Source organism: Arthrobacter sp. 9E16, from assembly GCF_002929435.1.
GTDB lineage: Bacteria > Actinomycetota > Actinomycetes > Actinomycetales > Micrococcaceae > Arthrobacter_B > Arthrobacter_B sunyaminii.
The window spans coordinates 99995-119162 of the sequence record NZ_PJIU01000003.1 but is presented as its reverse complement, the minus strand read 5'-3'; the positions used below and the strand labels follow the sequence as shown (position 1 = coordinate 119162).

Annotated in this window: 9 protein-coding genes; 5 read left to right on the top strand and 4 right to left on the bottom strand. The window is 59.1% G+C overall.

Annotation, left to right across the window (positions count from 1 at the left end; all coding sequences use genetic code 11):
- Positions 1-127: 127 nt before the first annotated feature.
- The 3 genes from CXR00_RS12870 to CXR00_RS18065 are packed head-to-tail and all read right to left on the bottom strand — an operon-like array spanning position 128 to position 5178.
- Positions 128-1351: an McrC family protein gene (locus CXR00_RS12870; RefSeq protein ID WP_104054971.1), complete on the bottom strand. Its 1224-nt coding sequence runs from the start codon at positions 1349-1351 to the stop codon at positions 128-130.
- Entirely contained in the window at positions 1348-4254 is a 2907-nt protein-coding gene (locus tag CXR00_RS12865; protein ID WP_104054970.1) for an McrB family protein, read from the bottom strand. The genes CXR00_RS12870 and CXR00_RS12865 overlap by 4 nt, the downstream gene beginning before the upstream one ends.
- A 60-nt stretch (positions 4255-4314) precedes the next feature.
- Positions 4315-5178, bottom strand: coding sequence for a hypothetical protein (locus CXR00_RS18065; RefSeq protein ID WP_219816017.1), 864 nt, complete (start codon positions 5176-5178; stop codon positions 4315-4317).
- Positions 5179-5222: 44 nt separating this feature from the next.
- On the opposite strand from CXR00_RS18065, the gene CXR00_RS12855 reads away from it, so the two are divergent.
- The 5 genes from CXR00_RS12855 (at position 5223) to drmB (ending at position 18191) form a co-directional block, all read left to right on the top strand.
- On the top strand, positions 5223-6332 hold the full coding sequence (locus tag CXR00_RS12855; RefSeq protein ID WP_104054968.1) for a DNA cytosine methyltransferase: 1110 nt from the start codon (positions 5223-5225) through the stop codon (positions 6330-6332).
- A gap of 134 nt (positions 6333-6466) precedes the next feature.
- Positions 6467-11119, top strand: a complete 4653-nt coding sequence (locus CXR00_RS12850; RefSeq protein WP_104054967.1) for a DEAD/DEAH box helicase — start codon at positions 6467-6469, stop codon at positions 11117-11119.
- Positions 11109-12914: a UvrD-helicase domain-containing protein gene (locus CXR00_RS12845; protein ID WP_146068502.1), complete on the top strand. Its 1806-nt coding sequence runs from the start codon at positions 11109-11111 to the stop codon at positions 12912-12914. The genes CXR00_RS12850 and CXR00_RS12845 overlap by 11 nt, the downstream gene beginning before the upstream one ends.
- Positions 12915-12922: 8 nt before the next feature.
- Positions 12923-16132, top strand: coding sequence for a helicase-related protein (locus tag CXR00_RS12840; protein ID WP_104054965.1), 3210 nt, complete (start codon positions 12923-12925; stop codon positions 16130-16132).
- A complete protein-coding gene (gene drmB / locus CXR00_RS12835) occupies positions 16125-18191 on the top strand; it encodes a DUF1998 domain-containing protein (RefSeq protein ID WP_146068501.1) in 2067 nt (688 codons plus the stop codon). The genes CXR00_RS12840 and drmB overlap by 8 nt, the downstream gene beginning before the upstream one ends.
- 38 nt (positions 18192-18229) lie before the next feature.
- Here drmB and CXR00_RS12830 read toward each other — a convergent pair whose 3' ends face one another.
- Complete coding sequence (locus CXR00_RS12830; protein ID WP_181032557.1) at positions 18230-19159, bottom strand: DUF3883 domain-containing protein; 930 nt, start codon at positions 19157-19159, stop codon at positions 18230-18232.
- Positions 19160-19168: the final 9 nt, after the last annotated feature.

Below are 19168 nucleotides of genomic sequence, written 5' to 3'. Positions count from 1 at the left end.
CGGATGGGCAGACGGCCGTTTCATTCCAACCAGGTGGAGCACGGTCTCGGGGGATGACTCCGACATCGAGACTGACTCCAGCCGACCAACGGATTTCATCCCGCAACTCGTTTCCACACGACAGCGTCTATCGCCCGACGCCCGCGGCGCGCGGCAGCACGGACAGTTCCGCCAACCGGCTGACCCGTTCCAGCACCTGGTGGGGATGCTGCGAAAGATCCAGCGGGAACTCTTCCACGGCAACTTTTGTATTCACAATCCTGCGCGAGCGGTGCTCCCCTGCGCCGGCATAAACCAACCATGCCCGCGGGGCCCCCAGCGCCGTGCAATAGGCCAGCATTTGGTAGTGGTCCGCGTTGGGGTGTTTGCCGTTGCCCGAAGAGGCCTTGTACTTGGCGTCGAAGACCACCGGCGGCGTACCGGAGGCCCTGTAGACAACGTCAACATTCATGTGGATCCGTTGTTGGTCGGCAGCCTCAGCCTCGTGGTCAAGCATCGTTCGGTACTGCCGATCCATCCGTCCCCCCGGCAGCCCCAGTTTCGCCACAGCTTCGCTTAGAGCTACCTCGACGAAATCTTCAAAGACTTTGGCCATGTTGACGACAAAGGACGCCACCCGGATGCCGCCGACAGCGGTTTCCGCCACCGAGTGCCGAAGAATAATCTCGGCCAAACGCAGTGCCGGAACATACCGTGCGTTGGCGCGTGTCTCCTGCCACAGAGGCAGCGGCGTGCCGGCGCGCAGGTCACCAACGCCGTCGAGCTTGCGCTCCAGATGCGCGAGCCGCTGCCGCACCGGGCCACTCACCCGGTTCAGGCCGAGGAGCTGCCGAAGAGCAGCACGCAGGGTGCGGTTCTCTGCAATATCCGCCGTGTGGTCATCATAGGTGACTTCCAGAGGCAGCAAGATGCCCGGCCGGCGGGAGATCTGGTCGGCTATCCGGATGCGTCCGCGGACGGTCCGAAGCGCGTCGTCAACGGAAACGTATCCGTGAAGGACTCCGCGGCCCAAGGCACGTTCGCCTTGACGGACAAGGGACTCAGCGAGCGCTGACCACAGATCGGAGGTCTGCGTTCCCGCAACGTCGTCGGGCCGGAAGCCTGCGTTACGGGCATATCCCAGCAGGAAGAGCAGCTGGCTGACTCCCACCTTGTCCTTGGGCCGTACGTCCAGCAGCACGTCACCCACCTCGGCTGCTCCCACGAAACCGCGAGGGGACAATCTCCACCGGCCGTTCCCCACAAATTGGACGTGCACCAGCCCCGTCCTGGCCAAGCCGAATGCCTCAGCCTCTGACAGGGCCACGAGGGGAAGCTCGTCCTCCAGCTCCTCTATCTGGATATGCCTCACAGCTCGGCCGCTGGATTCCCGTCAACCTTGCGTGCGATCACTTCAAGGCCAAACCGTGCGTGGATTTCCTGCCTGCTCATCCTGCCGTAGTAGTGCTCTTCGAGCAGGGGCAGCAGCTCGTATTTCCAGATCTGATTCAAACCCGCCGGTGAAAGGGAATCGGGCTTCATAAAGTAGGAGGGGCCAATCATGAGGTCCCGATCTTCCGTAGCGATTTCCTGGTTGAGCGCGTCAAGGAGCAGCGCAGGCCGCCGGTCCATGCTCTGCGACGTCAGGAAGCGATCCAGGAGCCCGCTGGTCATGCCCTCCTGCGGGTGCAGTTCCACGAACGCAAAACGACGGCGGATGGCGGCGTCCACCATGGCGATGGAACGGTCGGCAGTGTTCATGGTGCCGATGATGAACAAGTTGGGCGGAAGGACAAACTTCTCTTCGGAGTTGTACTGCAAATCGATGCTCTGGTCTCGATATTCGAGCAGGAAATACAGCTCACCGAAAACCTTGGCCAGGTTGCCGCGGTTCATCTCATCAATGATCAGAAAGAACGGCTTGTCACGCTCCGCGGCTGCCGCGCCGGCAATCCGCCGCAGCGGTCCCGAAACCAGATCGAACGCCACTTGACCGTCGGTTCCCTTTACTGGGCGGTATCCCTCGAAAAAGTCCTCGTATGCGTAGGACGGATGGAACTGCACCGTCGTCACGTGGTTGGTGTGCTCCTCCCCCACCAAGTAACGCGCAAGTTTCCGGGCCAGGAAGGTTTTACCCGTTCCGGGCGGACCGTAAAAGACGATCTGGTTCCGGGTCTGCAACAGGTCAATGACTTCCTGCAGGTCGTCTTTGCCCATGAACAGCTTGTCTGCCAGTTCATCACTGGCTTTCCGGAGTTCGGGGACGCCGCCGGCGGGAAGCGCAATCACTGAGGGTTCGACGTCGTCGGCCGCCTCTTCTTCTTCCAGCCAGGTACGCATCAGCGGCAACCCCTCCGTCATATCAATAACTGTCCCCTGCTCCTCGAGCAGCCGGGGGAAGGGTGCCGGGAGATCTTCGGCCGGGATTGGCTGTTCCTGCCACGCGACCTCGCACACCAATTGGGCGACGGCATCGGTCTGCATATATTCAGCAGGTACTGTGATCACGCCCAGCCGCAGATGCTCGCCCAGAACCGTGATGACCAGGTCATCTGTCTTCATCTGGGTTAGGAACAAGTGGTAGGAACGAGCCCGCAGTCGTCGTTCCGAATAGTCCAAATGGCTGTACCCGGCATCGACTGCCGCCTGCAGGTCGGGAAAGGAAGCCTCCGGCTCTGGGGCTCCCAAATACTGGGCCTCGAGTGAAACAATGCCTTCATCCGTCCAGCGTTCGGCCAGGCTCGCGCCCGCCTGTGACTGGCGAACCAGCCAGGCCAGGGGAGCTCGTTCGGCCTTGGGACGCCACTGGCTGACCCACGGCTCGTCATACCATTCGACCCGATGACCGGTCCGTTTCTCCTGCGCCTTGTGAATGAGATGCAGGTCCGTGGCCACGGAGAATTCGTCGTCACCGGACGCACCCTCGATTTCATGGGCGAAGGCGTTGCGAATTTTCTTCCGGTGGCCCCAGTTGACGATTGGCTCAAAGAAGCCGGGCCAGCTCAGGTATTCCATGGAATACCGAATGGAGGGGAGATTGCCGTGGACCGCTTCGGCGACGTCGTGGAACCCCTGCGGGGTAGCTGCGGCCAACGCTGCGGTGTCTTCGCTGCTGCGGAGGCTGATGACCAGATCGCAGAGCCAGCAGAGGTGCCGCCACAGCTGCACGTTGAATCCGGTGCCGCCGTTAAAGGCGCCGCGCGTGAGGAGTCCCGCTTCTATTGTTTCCGGGATGGTCGGAGCGTCATCCAACCAGGACAGCACGCGGGAGACCCGGCGTATCTTGGTTTCCGGGAGCAGGTTGGAGAGTGGCAGGCATTGCAGCGTGATGAGTTCCGCGGCCAGGATCACTACGCCACGGTCAGCGCCCGTCAACTGCTTTTCGAGCTTTTCCATGAAGGTGCCGGCACCGGCGTCGGGATCCTCGTAGACCCTTCGGTACAGCTCCCGGGCGTTCACCTCGCTCCAGGAGACGACCTCGGGATCATAGGGCGAGGGTCCACCGGCCACTCCGGGGATCAGGATTGATGCGGCAGCCTGTTCCAGCACTGGATAGGGACCTGACCGCAGATCCTTGCCCGGCTCCGGTGCTGTGTCCTGGTGGTTGCGCCAGGCCAGGAACTGGCGCTTCCGGCTTGGTTCCCACTCTGCCGGAGGTGAGTAGTTGGTGACGAGCCAGACGAGTCCTTGGGCATCCAGCCGGTCGACCAGTTCCATCCCTGCGCCTGGAGCTTCCTTCAGCAGTACATCGAGACCAGCCAGGAAGGCTTCATAACGTTCCGTGGCCGGTGCGCGGTTCGAAGGAACATCCGCCGCCCCCATTAATTTCAGGAAACTGGTAACGGGTTCAGCCCGATAGGGCGGGAAGAGTCCTGGGTCGGTAGACATGAGCAGGACCGAGCCCAATGCCAGCAGATTTCCGGGGGCAAGGTCGGGTGCGAACCCACGGATCCTGTTAACGAAAGAGGTGAGGCCCGCTGATGAGGTGTTTGTGGTCCACAGGTCATCGATGGCCGCCCGCAGCTCGGCCTTGTGGTCCCTCCCAGTTTTTCCGAGATTGTCCAGGAACCGCCAGTTCAGAAGATTGCCGTGCGACAGATCTTCGAGGAGCAACTCGAGCCAGTTTTCTTCGTTGAAGACCAGCTTTTGCTGGGTGACGGCCAATCGCTCGCTCATATCAATCTTGTACGGGCGTTCCTCTTCCTTCCACTCAATCTCGGAAGAGAGCTCAACTGCCCATTTCATGAACGTGTTTACGTCTGTATATTCGGCCACCCGAGAAGACTAGCGGTGATTCCGTCGCCATCTACAACCGGAAACCTAAAGCAGCGGGTACTACTGGATGGTCCTTTCTTGGAACATGCGGACCATCGTTTCCATCGCTGTCCGCCCCTGCAGTTGTTCATCAATGGCTTGCTGATACTCCTGCCCCATCATCTCGTCCCCTTGGCGGCGGTTCTGAGGCGGTTCCAGCCCTTCAATCAGAATGGCTTCCATAGTCGCGACCACAAGATCTGCTCCAAAGGCCTCTGCGGCTTCGCCGAGGTTTCCCTTAGTCAAAACCGGTCGAAGGCCAAACCATGAGAACCTGTCCCACCGGTCCGAGAGCCGGTCTTTGGTGTGTTCTGCAAGCCGCGGCCCCATACGTGGTTTGGATACCCGACCCACATAAATTGTTCTTGCCCCATCATGCAAGAGATACACGCCTACCTGTTCGGTGAAATCAGTCTTTCTTGTATCTCCGGCCTGGTATCCGAGCAGGCGCAGCCGGCCGCTATGGTTCCAATTCACTTGGTCACGCCGCCAGAACATTCCAAAAGAGGTAACGAGCCCAGGGCTCTCGCCTGTGTCTTCAGCACTAACGGGAGACGCCGCTTCCATATCGCCGGGGTCGGTTGTGTCGTTATCAACAGTTTGAACGCCCATACGGTCGCCAGTGCCTGCTGCGGAGACGTCCGTTGCAGGACCTGTTCCCGTCTCGGACGTGTCGTATTCCGATCGCAACTCTGAAAGAAGACGCGTACGGTCCTGGCGTTTCACGGCCCACATGGTCCATCCGTTGGTTGCCCGTCCTTGCCTCACAGCCGCACCTGCGGCGGAGGGTGTGAAGTATGCACGCCCGTCATAGTTCAGGCTTCCGTCTGCGTTAATATACGCCGTGGCAGGCCGCAGCGTCCCGGGTGAGGAACGCCTCGGCATGCCGGCGAGGGTCGCGGACGGAAAAGCGATAACCTTTCATCACCATGTTGAAGACTGAAGCAGACACCAGAGCGCCGTTCGAGCGAGAGAAGCAAGCAGACTCGATTCGTGTTTTGGACCTGTTTGCAGGTGCTGGTGGATTGACCCAAGGATTTTATGCTGCGTCACCGCGCTTCATTACGGAGCGCGCAGTCGAGTTCGACGCCGCTGCAGCTGCCTCCTACTCAGCGACGTTTGGGAATAAGGTTTACGCTGGCCCGATCCAGGAGTGGCTCCTGGAAGAAGAAGTGCCGAACGTCGACGTCGTGATCGGCGGACCGCCGTGTCAGGGATTCTCGCTCCTGGGTAAGCGGGATGCTCTGGATGAACGCAACAGCCTGTGGGAGCACTACGCCCAAGCTCTTCTGCGAGCAAAGCCGAAGTATTTCGTCGTTGAGAACGTCGGGGCATTTGGCAAGTCGCAGCAACTGGTGGACTTCGCTAATGCCACTAGGAAGGGCGGCTTCCTCGAGGAGTACAGCTTTCAGTGGCATGTACTCAACGCAGCAGATTACGGGGCTCCCCAAGCGCGAAAGCGCGCCATTTTGATTGGGCACCATCGTGATCTGGACTTCCCCGGCTTCCCGCCACCCACTCACGTGGGTCGCCACGTCAGTGTGCGGACGGCGCTCGTCGGCATCCCGGCTGAAGCCGAATCTACGGAATTACCTGAACGAAAGATAGCTGTGGGTGACCGTCTAATGGCGGGTCCCTTCAAGACAACGGAGCTGCACCTGGGCAGAAAGTACGCCCAACTGTCTCTGGACAGGTTTGAAGCGATCCCCGAAGGCGGCAACCGTATGGACCTGCCAACCAAGCTTTTGGCGCCGTGCTGGGTAAACCACAAGAGCGGTTCCGGCGACGTTATGGGGCGCCTCCGCTGGGACCGCCCTTCCGTCACTATTCGCACCGAGTTTTTCAAGCCCGAAAAGGGACGGTACATCCATCCTGTGGCTAACCGGGCCATCACGCATCTCGAGGCAGCCAGACTCCAGGGGTTCCCTGATGAGCACCTGTGGATTGGGTCGAAGACCGCGATCGCAAAGCAAATAGGGAACGCTGTCCCGATGGAGCTAGGAAAGGCAATTGCGAGGCAGCTTCTCCCACACCTATAGCTCTGTAGGTTGCAGTACGACCGCACCCGGCGAGCCCGGACCTGTTGTGTCGGTGCGGCCTGATAGAACAAGTTTGAGAATATATGCAAAGACATGGTCACCCATATGGGCGACTCCAGGGGGAATAAACAACGATGTTTAATGATTGGCAAGGCCTCGACAGCGAACTCGCACAATTTGTAGCGGACGACTCCCGCAGAGCTGTCGAGGCGTATCGCATTCGCCCTGAGCTCGTGCAGGAACAGAGCAATATCGAGCAGGCAACGGTCCAAGGCGGATACGGGCGCAAACAGCTCAACGAACTCATCCAAAATGCTGCGGATGCCATGGACGGACTCGAAGGCCGCATACGGGTTGTGCTCACTGAAGATGCGCTCTACTGTGCCAATGAGGGCATGCCATTTCAGCGTGAAGGGTTTCGCGCTCTGCTGCTTTCGCACTCGTCGTCGAAGCGAGACGATCAGATTGGCAGATTCGGCCTCGGGTTCAAGTCCGTCCTGCAGATTACGGATACCCCCCACATTTTCAGCCGCACTGCGTCCGTCCGCTGGGACAAGGCACAAAGCGAATCTGTCCTCGCTGAGATTGCGCCGGGGCTCAGCGATTATCCCGTTCTTCGCCTTGCAGCCCCAGTCGATCCCGCGGAAGCCGCGGCGGACGACGCCGTACTGGCGGATCTCATGGCCTGGGCATCCACTGTTGTCAAGCTTCCGCTGAAACCCAACATCACATGGCTGTCCGACGAACTCAAAAAGTTCCCGCCCGAGTTCCTCCTGTTCTCTGACCAGATCGGAAGACTTGAGCTGGACGACCGGCGCGAAGGTTCGAATATTCATTGGACCGCCAAGCGGACCGGGTCCCATGTCATTCTGAGCGACGGCAACGACTCCAGCGAATGGCGCGTTTTCACGTCGAAACATGTGTTCAGTGAAACAGCGAAGGCCGACGCTGGCAGCATCGTGGCCAGAGACGATGCCAAAGTTGTCTGGGCAGTGCCCATGGCTGGCAAAGCCCGTCAGAACCTGGGCAGCTTCTGGAATTATTTTCCAACAACCTCGCAGACCACTCTGCGCGGAATCGTCAACGCTCCGTTCAAGATGAACGAAGACCGGCACAACATGCTTCGCAGCGAATACAACCGAGAGATTCTTACAAGGACCCTGCCACGCATGGTCGCGGGAGCACTTCCGGAGCTCTCGCCCGCTGATGATCCAGCCAGTTTCCTGGATTTGCTCCCTGCGCGTGGAAGGGAAGCCCGTTCCTGGGCGGACGAAGTGATCAATCTGCCCGTTATGCAGGCAGTCGCTGCGGTGCCTTCGCTCCCTGACCGGATGGGGCGGCTCCAATCCGCCGCCACGATTCATGTCCCGCCTGCCCTGGAAGAAGCAACCAGGCTGGAAGAAAAGTGGAATGCCACCGTCGGCCGTGACCGGCCGTGGGTACACGAGTCAGCGCTGAATAGCCGGACTCGCTCCGCCCAGGTCAATCGCATCCTTGAGCTCAATCGCACAAAGCGGACATCTGTCACCGTGTGGCTTGAAGAGGTAGTCGCTGACGGGAGCTTGGACAGCATTGAGAGCGCCCTGGAAATTGCCGTCGAAATCCATAAGCGCTACCCGGATCTGCAGGAAGCCATGCGCCGGAGCAGAGTAGTTCTGGCAGCGGACGGAGAAATGCGTCCGCTGATTACACGGGATCTCTTCCTGCCCCTGTCCCCACATGAGACAGAGTCGAAGTTCGTTGCCAATGCTCTCTACGAGCATGGTCACGTAGCTGACTATCTTCGGATCCTCGGATTCCAGGCCTTGAATGCACAGGGAAGAATTGTCCGTATCGCCCGGGAAATATCCGAGAACTACGACTCCGCAGAAACTGCTGAGTCTCTCTGGCGGATGTCCCGATCCCTCCAGGTGCCAGAAACGCTGCAGATACTCCGTGAAAACACAGACACCGAGCGTCTCTTGGTCAAGTGCAAGAATGGCACGTGGAAGCCGCTCCGCCTCGTCTGGCTCCCAGGGGTACTTATCCCGGCGGGTTCGCCCGGTGATGAGCATCTGCTGGTCGACGAGCTGTTCCACCGCCCGGATCTCCGCCTTCTGCAGAATCTCGGTGCCCGCACAAATATCAGTGCACCGTCCATGCAACATGCGGGGGTACTTTACGAAACCTGGAAATCGCAGCTCAGCCGTCAGATCTCCCAGGCATCCGCGTCCGGCCCTGAACCGGTTTCTCCCGCCAGCCTAAAGTTCCCTCCAGCCCTATGCACCGAAGGTCTGGAACTGCTTGCCGACGCGTCCTTTGCTACCCGAGCGAAGGTCACCGAGCGGCTTCTGTCGAACGAGCAGTATCCGGTTTCCGTCCAGTACGGCAACATCGTCCGCACTTCGGAATCCGTGGATGGCCCTGATCTCTGGTGGATCCGTAACTTCGGTGTTCTCAGAACTCCGTTGGGGCTGGTGGACGTCAAATACTGTGTCGGCCAGCTCCCTGGTTTCCCAGAGATGTTCCTTCCCTACCCGGGAGAGATCGCTCAAACTCTCCACCTCCCTACCGATCCCCGAAAGGTACCCTGGAAGTTCGTTCTCCCAGCGGCCGAGAGCAAACTGCGCCTGCCCCAGGTCCACCAGCTGTACGGATGCATGGCACGTGCGGGGCTGAAAGCTCCCAAGGAATTGTTGGTCCCGTTCAAGGACGGAACAACCCGCCATCTGGCTTCACACGTAATTCTGGCCGCGGATGAAGCCAGTTTCGCCTTTCTGCGCTCCCGCCCCAACGTAGCCTGCCTCTACACGGGCAATGATGAACTTGACGCAGCACTCTCCGAGATGTGGGGCATGGACAGGGTGTCTGTATCTTCAAGGGCATCGCTTGAGCATGTTCCTGATGCTGACAAAGAGCCAATTACACTGGGCAAGCTGTTCCCCCAGATCCACCGGGTCGTCAGCGGCGCTAAAGCCGGAATGCTCGCCGTACCCTGTTCGGAACTCCGAACCGTGCTCAGCAATGACTTCGACGAGTCGCGCATAGTCACGGACCACAAATCTCGGATCGAAGACGGCGTCTTTTATTACTCGTCTTCCCTGCAGCCCCGCAACGTTCTCGCAGCGCTGTTGGAAAGTCTGGGATCGAGACTTTCCGCCCACGAGGTTGCTGGCCGTCTCAAGAAACTGGAAGACGAACGCAAGCGTCTTGAAAGGGAACAGAAGGTACGCGCAAAGGACACGGAGGCGGGTCGTTTCGTAGCACTGGTGGGCCGGCAGAAGCTCATGAATTTGCTTCCATCGGAGCTGATTCAGTTGGCGGAGAACCGAGGGCTGAATCTCACCGATGATCTGCTGTTCGCAATAATGCAAACCCTCCACGGCAGCAATCTCCTGAAGGTGACCAAGTCGCTGGTGGATGACGAAGTGGTTGACCCTGAACAGTTCCGAGGCAGCCGTGATGAAAAGGAATTCCTCGAAGATCTTCTAGGATTTTCGTTTGATCAGTCGGACGCGGTTAAGCGCAGGAAACCCGAGCGGGAAGAGGTTACCGGGCCAGTGCGTCTGTCGCCTCTTCATGATTACCAGTCAAGTGTCCTCGACAAAGTTCTCCGATTGCTGGACGGCAGGTCCGGTAAGAAGAGAGGAATCCTTCAGCTACCGACAGGTGCTGGAAAGACCCGTGTGGCCGTCGAATCCGCAATCCGCGACGTTGAGAAGTCCAACGGCAAGCGCTTGATTGTTTGGATCGCTCAGACTGAAGAACTCTGCGAGCAGGCCGTTGAAACGTGGATGTATGTATGGCAGGCCGCCGGTCCCGCCGGGGAGCGGATGGCTGTTAGCCGCCTTTGGGGCGGCAACAAGGCGGCTCCCGAGGAAACCAAGCTCCATCTTGTCGTGGCAACGATCCAAACCCTCGCCAGCATCCAAGAAAACCGGCGCCTGACCTACGACTGGATGTCCCGGCCCGACCTCGTCATCATTGATGAAGCCCACGCTGCAACAACCCCGTCCTACACACGGGTGCTCAGTTGGTTCGGACGGTCCTACACAGACAACAGCAACCTACTCCTCGGCTTGTCTGCAACGCCCTACCGGGGCGCCAACGAGGCGGAGACCAAACGACTGGTTAACCGGTTCGGTGGGAATCTCATCGTTCCTGAGCAGTTCGACTCGGATGACGCCCACAACTACCTTCAGCGCATGGGCGTTCTCGCGAGCGTCAAACATGTCGAGCTGGAAGGTATTAAGATCCAGCTGAAAGATATGGCGAGCGTTCATAACAGCGACGAGCAGTCGTCGATGCTGGAAGCCAGGCTTGATCTCAATCAGGTCGCGCAGAGCCAGACCCGTAACAACGTCATCCTCGACCACATCAAGAGCCGAGGAAAAGACGGCACCACTTTGGTCTTTGCCGCGTCCGTAGCACACGCTGAGGCCCTGGCCGCGGTACTGTCATTGGAGGGTCTCCCGGCGGCGGCCATCTCGTCAAAGACGGATGCAGCCCATCGCCGGCGCCTCATTGAGGACTTCCGTAAGGGTCGCATCAATGTGCTCACGAATTTTGACGTTCTGTCGCAGGGATTTGACGCCCCGAAGGTGGATGCCGTGTACGTTTGCCGTCCGACGTTTTCCCCTAACAAGTACATTCAGATGGTCGGACGAGGACTCCGCGGACCCAAGAACGGTGGAAGCGAAGAAGTCCTGATCGTGAACGTCAGGGATAACCTCGAACAGTACGGCGAGAAACTGGCCTTCACGGAATTCGACTATCTATGGAACGCAGGAACCGTTAGTGCTCGCTGATATCAGGCTCGATTCCAGCCAAGAGGCAGTTGCGTCCGCCCCGGCGGAGGAGCGGCAGTTCGTGCAAGCAGCAGCGGGACAGGGAAAAACTGAAGTTCTTGTTTCTCGGATTTTGTATCTCATGGAGGAAGGCCTCAACCCTGCTGACGAGATCCTTGTCCTGAGCTTCTCGCGGGCAGCCGTAGAAGCGGTCCGCAAACGCGCAAGGAACGCGGATCTGGAAAGCGTGCAGATCAGGACCTTCGACTCTTTCGCCGCGCAGATCCTCCTCGACGAGTCTGAAGCGGACGAGGTGCTCAGCGGATCCTTCGACTCGCGCATTCGCCAGGCTACGCAGCTTCTTAAAGGTGAGAATGTTCCTGACCGTGCTCTCCCCCTGAAACACATCCTTATCGATGAGGCGCAGGATTTGGTTGGGGACCGTGCAGAAATGGTGAAGGCACTTCTAGACGTATGCGACGAAGACCTCGGCTTCACCGTGTTGGGAGACCCGCTTCAGGGTATCTACGATTTCCAGCTGGAAGAGTCTAAGTCTCAGTTGAGTTCGGCTGAGTTTGTAGCGGATCTGCAGGGGCGCTACGGAGCCGAATTCAGAAGCCTGGAAAAACACTATAGGGCACGCTCTGATCAGGCGAGAGAACTCATTGAGATTGGCGACCGTATCAGGGGTATGGATCCCGCCGAGGCCGTGAGCATGGGGCACCGCCTCCTCGACGAGTTCCGCGCCTCCGAAGGAAACAGCTCATCGCTCCTGGACGAGACCGCATGCCTGGAACCGGTAGCTGGAGAAACTACTGCACTGCTGTGTTCCACCAATTACGAAGTGCTTATCAGCAGCCAGCTCCTCTGGGCGGCCGGGTACCCGCACGTCGTACGCCGGCGTGCCCAGGATATGAGCGTGGCGCCCTGGGTGTATCGCGTTTTCCGAGACATCCAGGCGCGTCCCCAACCAAGGACAGCCGTTCTGCAGTTACTGGAGAACGCTGGATTGGATGAGGACAAGTGGCTGGATCTGAAAACAGCTGAGGGTGATTTTCGATCCTACGAGTCACTTGACGTCGGTCGCCTGGCACGGCGTTTGCGCGGGCGGTCAGTACCCCTGTCTCTCACGGTGTCGGATCAGGCCCCGCTCACACTGTCGACAGTACACAGGGCGAAAGGCCTGGAGTTCGACAACGTCCTGTACGTTCCCCCAATCCCGGGCTGGCCAGGATCCGAGAAAGACGAACCAGGCCTCAAGCAAAAGTACGTAGCGCTGTCTCGGGCGCGGGAAATGGTCATCACGACCCGAATACCCAAGCACGCCCTCGCATCGGCGCGCACCACGGACAAACCTAGCCGCTGGAGTGAGGTCGGCTACGGAAAAGGAAAACTCCCCTATGTAAAACGTCTGGAGTTCCTTAACGACGACGTCGAATCGGTTTTCCCGGTCGGTGCCGTTGTCGCAGAAAAGTCAGACGTGCTCCCCATGGAACGGATGACTGAAGATCTCATAGGAGAGCTGGTTACTGGAGAGCTGTACACCGACGACTTCGATTCTGTTCCACGCTATCTGCTGCGTATCGGCAGCGGAGAAATCATCGGCCGTACAAGCGACAAGTTTGGGTATGCAATGAAACGTGCATTCAGCATCCGTCCAGGAAGCAACTGGCCCAAGACTTTCTCCGGCTGCCGGGTCACATCCATCGAGTGCGCGGCCGGAAGCCCCGAAGATACCCGCTACGCCGGCCTGGGTGACTCGGGCATGTGGTTGCTGCCGCGTCTGACCGGTCTCATCAAACTTGAATGGAAGTAGGCAAATACATGTCTAAGCTCGACGCCAAGTACGCCTTCCGGAGTGAGATGGTCGACCGTCTTGTGGAAGACCTTTACGGCCCCACCTCACCGGATGAGGTTCTGGCTGAACGTCCACTTGAACGGTACGTGACCGGAGTTCTTTGGCCGGCCGCGGATGACACACTTGAAGACGCCCCCGACGAACCGGAATCAGCAGCCGTCGAGGCAGGCGATTCTGCCGATGACAGCCCGGTCGCCAATGCCAGGCTCACTTACCCGACCAGTCTCGGGCTTACCGTCTCGGTTGATCTAGCCAAGGCCACCTCCATCCGGGTCATACCGCAGGCAGCGCAGTACATACCAACGCTCTCTGCCGTCCAGGACCCCCGCCGGCGTTCAGACTCATATGAGTGGCGTCGCGCTCCGATAGACAGCCTCCCGGTGACTATCGATCTGCTGAAGACCGGACGACAGATCACCAACATTGAGGGGGGAGGCCTCGAGCTTTATGCGCTGGTTCGCCCCTCCCAGAATGACGTTGTGACCGTCACGCTCGCTTTGAGAAACCGGCGGCCGAAGCAGGATGGTGAGGACCGCGACCAGGCTTCCTGGTTCCAGGTCGGCCTCACCGTGGAAGCTGATGCACCCGCACTCGCTGACCGTTCCAAGCTGCGCACTGACGTCTCCCCCGATGAAGACCTTGCCTCATCCGAGTTGCTGTACAGGAATCAGATGGTATTCGGAGCCGGTCACGGATGCGCCGTGACCTGGGATCCAGATGCCGTCCACGAAGACCGCTGCAGCAAAGTGTCCACCACCTTCATTCCTCGCCAAGAGGTCTCAAGGTCCATGGCGGGCGGCACCCACGCAGACCTCCGTCTCGGCCTCCTGAGCTCCGGAAGCCGTGAAGAAGTAATCGAACAACTCGAAGCACTGGTCAGGGACTACTCAGAGTGGATCTCTCGGACCCGTTCATCGTCAGAAAACGGGGAAGGCACTTCAGCAGTCCCACCCCACCTGCAGCCAACCGCTGAAAAGCACCTGGATTCGGCAGAGGAGTCCAGGGACCGCATTTATGCAGGCATTGAGCTGCTCCGGACCAGTGATGAGGCCTTCAACGCGTTTCAGCTGGCTAACCGTGCGATGCACTTTCAGCGCTCCCGTCAGGATTGGGTGCGGGCCGGGCGGCCGGGCGAGTTCAGCCTGGGAGATAACCAAAGCTGGCGGCCATTCCAGGTTGCTTTCATTCTTCTGAATCTGCCCTCGGTCACCGATGAGGACCACCCGGAGCGGGATTTCGCAGACCTTCTGTGGTTCCCAACCGGTGGAGGAAAGACGGAGGCTTACCTGGGGCTCATCGCGTACTGCCTCCTCCTACGGCGCCTCCGTGATCCAATGGTCAGCGGAGTAGCGGTGATCATGCGGTACACCCTGCGTCTCTTGACCATCCAGCAGTTCGAACGCGCCGCAATGCTCATCTGCTCGCTTGAGCACGTTCGCAAAACCACTGCAGAAAACCTTGGAGAGGCGTCTTTCGGCATTGGTCTGTGGGTGGGCGCCGCTGCCACACCGAATGACACGAAGGAAGCCCGGAGGAACCTGGGTAAGCTGCGCAACGGCGAAGACGTAGTTGAAGGCAACCCTTGCCAGATCGAGGCTTGCCCGTGGTGCGGCAGCCGCCTCACCGTAGACAACTATGTGATTGAAAAACAGCCTTTCGAACGGATGAAAGTCAGCTGTCCAGACCGGGATTGTGATTACCACTCCGGGCTGCCGGTGCACATTGTGGACACAGACGTCTACCGGGAGCGCCCTGAGCTCGTTATCGGCACGGTGGATAAGTTCGCCCGTATGGCTTGGAAAGGCGACGTTGCCAACATCTTTGGCCGCGTCCATGCCGGCGAGCCTGGCCCTGACCTCATCATCCAGGATGAACTTCACCTGATCTCTGGTCCTCTGGGATCAACAGTAGGCTTGTTCGAGACTGCAGTGGATCTGGCTTCCAGCAGTGTTGGACGCGCAAGCGGCGCCGAAGGGGCAGTCCGCCGCCCGAAGGTCATCGCATCAACCGCAACCATTCGCCGTGCCGACGCGCAGATTAGAGCGGTCTTCAACCGCACCTCGCGTCTCTTCCCACAGCCCGGGACCGATCCCAACGACTCGTTTTTTGCCGAGCAGGCACCTCGTGCAGAGTACGGAACCCGCGAATATGTGGGAGTCATGGCGGCCGGGACCAGCCATGCAACATTGATGGTGCGCACGTACGCCTCGCTGCTCCATTCTGCAGCCGTTCTTGAAGGTGACGATGCCACGCGGGATCCCTACTGGACCCTCATGGGCTACTTCAACAGCCTTCGTGTGCTGGGCTCGGCGTATCTCCAGGTTTACGACGATGTCCGTGCCCGCCTCAAGTTGTTGGCATCGCGTGAGGGCGTTTCCGAAGCTCGTGAAGTCGAACTGTCCGAGCTGACAAGCCGTGTCTCTAGCAACCTGATCCCTGGCGCTCTGAAGTCGCTCGAGACCGGACTCGGAGATGCACGAACACCTGACGACGTCGTCCTGGCAACAAACATGATCTCCGTGGGACTCGACGTGGATCGGCTTGGACTGATGGCCGTCATGGGACAGCCGCAATCCAACGCTGAGTACATTCAGGCAACCAGCCGGGTGGGCCGCAAACACCCCGGCCTGGTTGTGACGATCTTTAATTCGGCAAAGTCCCGGGACCGGTCCCATTACGAGGGATTCATTCCTTACCACCAAGCCCTCTACCGTGCCGTTGAGGCCACTAGCGCCACTCCGTTTGCCGCGCGCTCCCGAGACCGTGCACTCCACGCCGTCATGGTCTCCGCGCTCAGGATGATGGAAGGACGGCTGCGGGATGATGACCGGGCCGGAAACATCTCGAAGACCGGAGCATCGGTTGAACGAGTCTTCGAATTCATCCGGGATCGCGTCGCCGCAATCCAGCCCGAAGATGCGGACGCCACGAGCTTGGAGCTGGAGAATCTCCTGGCCACGTGGCGGAAAGCCGCAGCTATTAATCCCAAGCTTCGATACTGGGGCATGCGGGATCCGGATAATTCGCTGCTCATCGATTTCGCAAAGGCCCTTGAGGATCCTGAGTACCGACCCACCACGACCGAGACCCCTTGGCCCACGCCGTCCAGCATGCGCGATGTAGACGCCGAGACGACCCTGCGGCCCATCTGGGTTCGGAAGGATTCAAATGCCTAGGAAAACGTTCCACGCCCGCAGGAGTCAGCTGGTTTCGACCTTTGGTGTCGGCAGCCTCTTTCCGGTGGAAAACAACAGCTTTATGGTCACGAGCATCGACCAATGGGACGACAAATACCTAACGCCCGCCCCGGAACCCCGGCTGGCGAGCAGCCTTGGCGTTGGGCGGCTTCTTTTGCCTCCCACAGGGCCGCGGGCCAAGGTCCCGGTTATTCGATTCCCCCAGGTTCTGTCATGCCCTAGATGCGGCAGGCTTGGCTCGATTGGTGACCTAAAGGCGAGCCACGAAGATGTTCTCTGCGGTTTGTGCAATTCGAAAGCGCCGCTGACCCCTTCCCGCTTCGTTGTTGCCTGTGAGAACGGGCATCTGGACGATTTTCCTTATATGTATTGGGTGCATGGTGCCGGCGCAGAGCGTGAGGGGCATCAGCTTAGCCTGGTGTCTGAAGGACGCACCTCTTCCCTGGCCGACATGATCGTGGTGTGTTCCTGCGGGAAGCGGCGGTCGATGGCAGATGCATTCTCTCCTATCGCGCTGAAAGAGATGAAGTGCACCGGGAAAAGGCTTTGGCTGGGTTGGAACTACAGTGAAAAGGAATGTGGAAAACCTCCGCGTACGGTCCAACGCGGTGCTTCCAACGTATGGTTTCCGGCCGTACGATCAGCGATTTCCATTCCGCCCTATTCCGAGTTCCTCGCAAAAGTGGTCAGCATGCGTGCGGACACTCTCAGCCATCCAGACGCCCTGACGGACGCAGGCAAATTCGCTCTTCAAGGCATGGTTAACGAGTTCAACGGCCGATTCACCCTGGATGAGCTGCGCAGCGAGATAAAGCGACAGTTCCACGATGCAGACAGCCAGGAAGAAACCGACGACGACCGTCTGCGGGAGCAGGAATTCCAGGCTCTGATTACTGGACGCGCTGACCAGCCCGACACGGATTTCGTGGCCGAAACCATGCCTGTTCCCTCCAGCTACCGCAACTGGATCAACGCGGTTAGGAAAGTAACCAGGCTCCGGGAAGTCCGGGCACTCTATGGATTCAGCCGTTTGATGCCGAGTAATCAGGAATCCCCGGACATCAAATTGGCAGCCCTCTTCCCGGAAGACAACAAACAGAGTTGGCTCCCCGCCGTGGAAACGTTGGGTGAAGGTGTCTTCATCGCGTTGAACCGGGAGCAGCTGGACAAGTGGGCTGCCACAGACTTCGCCGTTGCCCGGAAACACCAGTTGCAGCACAACATCAATGTCGCAGCGAAGCAGCGGAAACAAGATGCGCCCAAGGTCGAAATTGTGCGGGTTCTGCTCCATACGCTTGCCCATGTGATGATCGACCAGCTCGCACTGGACGCCGGCTATCCGGCGTCGTCAATTCGGGAAAGGCTCTACTCCGGCGAGGGAGCGGCCGGCATCCTGCTGTACACAGCCTCATCGGATTCCGCCGGCAGCCTCGGCGGTGTAGCGGCCCAAGCACATCCGGAAAGACTCGCACAGGCGTTGGATGAGGGCCTGCGCCGGCTGGAATGGTGTTCTGCAGATCCTGTCTGCATCGAATCAACCGGCGCCGGAACGGACGGAAGGAACCTGGCTGCCTGTCATTGCTGCGTTTTGATTCCAGAGACCAGCTGTGAACTGTTCAATTCCTACCTTGATCGCGGGCTCCTCTATGGAACGCCGTACACCCCGGAAGAGGGGTTCCTGCATTGGCAGACCAAATCCCCAATGGAACAGCCAACAACCGAAGGCACGGACCCGGTTCCGGAAGCAGTCCGTCAGAGTCTCTGGGAAAACATCTACGAAGATGCGAAGGAGCTGCGGGATCTGATCATCGAACTTGTGGAACTCAAAGTCGCGCCGGATCAGTGGGGCCCCGACGTAGGACCGGCCAACGAGTGGATGGTTGATCTTGCCTGGCCGGAACACAGAATAGCCGTAGTGACGGAGACCAACGAAGAGCGCGATGCCTGGCTCGGAGATCAGGGTTGGAACGTGCTGGAATTGCCTGACTACGCTCCTGACGACCTGGCAAACGTCATAGTCGGCGAGCTGGAACTCTAGTCGCTGTGGGGCCGGGAGCCGCCCGGCCCCACAGCTGTTTAATCCAGGAAGTACTCGTAGCTCAGCGGCTTTAGGTTCTCCGGCGAGGGCCGCCAGTCGGGATGAACGTCCATATGCCCGTCCTGAGTAACTACCGAACCGTCCAGCAGTCGTTCCCAGGGGATCTCCGCAACCACCACCAGGTCCGTGCGGCTGTACTCATTCGCGTGCGTGACTTCGTTTCGTGTCAGCAGGATCTTCTCCACATAGCCCTGCGACCCTTTGACCTCAACATGCCGGACCTCATCTCCGCGGACAGCATGCAGATCGTATGACCGGTAGGCGCCGACATCCTCCACCGTGTATCCCTTGGCCTCATAATCACTGATGGCCTGGCGCACGGCCTGCATCTCGATGGCCTTCTTCAACACGGGGTCCGCGCAGAAGCCTGCATATCTCTGCTGCACTCCATTTTGACCAGGAACAGGCGGGGCGGCCAGCGGCCGGTCGAAAACTCCCCAGTCGCTGTCAGGCAACAGATCCGGCATCGCCTCCACCAGTTGAGCCGGAAGCTTAAAGAGATAGCCTTGATTCGGTTTCAGCCCGCTGGTCGGGTGTCTCTGAAAGGGGAAGTACATCGTGAAGCCACCCCGGCCTCCGAATTCTTCGTCCAGCTGCTCCTTGATACCCAATATCTGGTCCTCATGATCAATCCTCAAATCGGTCAGGAGATACGGTTCTTTCAATGGGCGGTAGTCAGTCAGCGGAATGGTATTGGCAGGCTGACCGATCCAGTCGCCAGCACGGTGACGTAGCTCCCCCGCAACGACGGATGCCCCATACATCCCTGATTTGTAGCCCTTGGGGTTGTTCTTCCCCACCCAGTGCAGGACGACATCCCCCACTTTGACGTCTTTCATCAAGTCATATCGTGAAGTGTCCGGAGCAATGAGCTCGCTTCCCCAGGACTCCACGTTGATGAGCTCCATCCAGTACCG

Coding starts and splice junctions, on each gene's coding strand:
- CXR00_RS18065 (WP_219816017.1), bottom strand. CDS start 5,178: ATGCCGAGGCGTTCCTCACCCGGGACGCTGCGGCCTGCCACGGCGTAT.
- CXR00_RS12855 (WP_104054968.1), top strand. CDS start 5,223: ATGTTGAAGACTGAAGCAGACACCAGAGCGCCGTTCGAGCGAGAGAAG.
- CXR00_RS12850 (WP_104054967.1), top strand. CDS start 6,467: ATGTTTAATGATTGGCAAGGCCTCGACAGCGAACTCGCACAATTTGTA.
- CXR00_RS12840 (WP_104054965.1), top strand. CDS start 12,923: ATGTCTAAGCTCGACGCCAAGTACGCCTTCCGGAGTGAGATGGTCGAC.
- drmB (WP_146068501.1), top strand. CDS start 16,125: ATGCCTAGGAAAACGTTCCACGCCCGCAGGAGTCAGCTGGTTTCGACC.
- CXR00_RS12830 (WP_181032557.1), bottom strand. CDS start 19,159: ATGGAGCTCATCAACGTGGAGTCCTGGGGAAGCGAGCTCATTGCTCCG.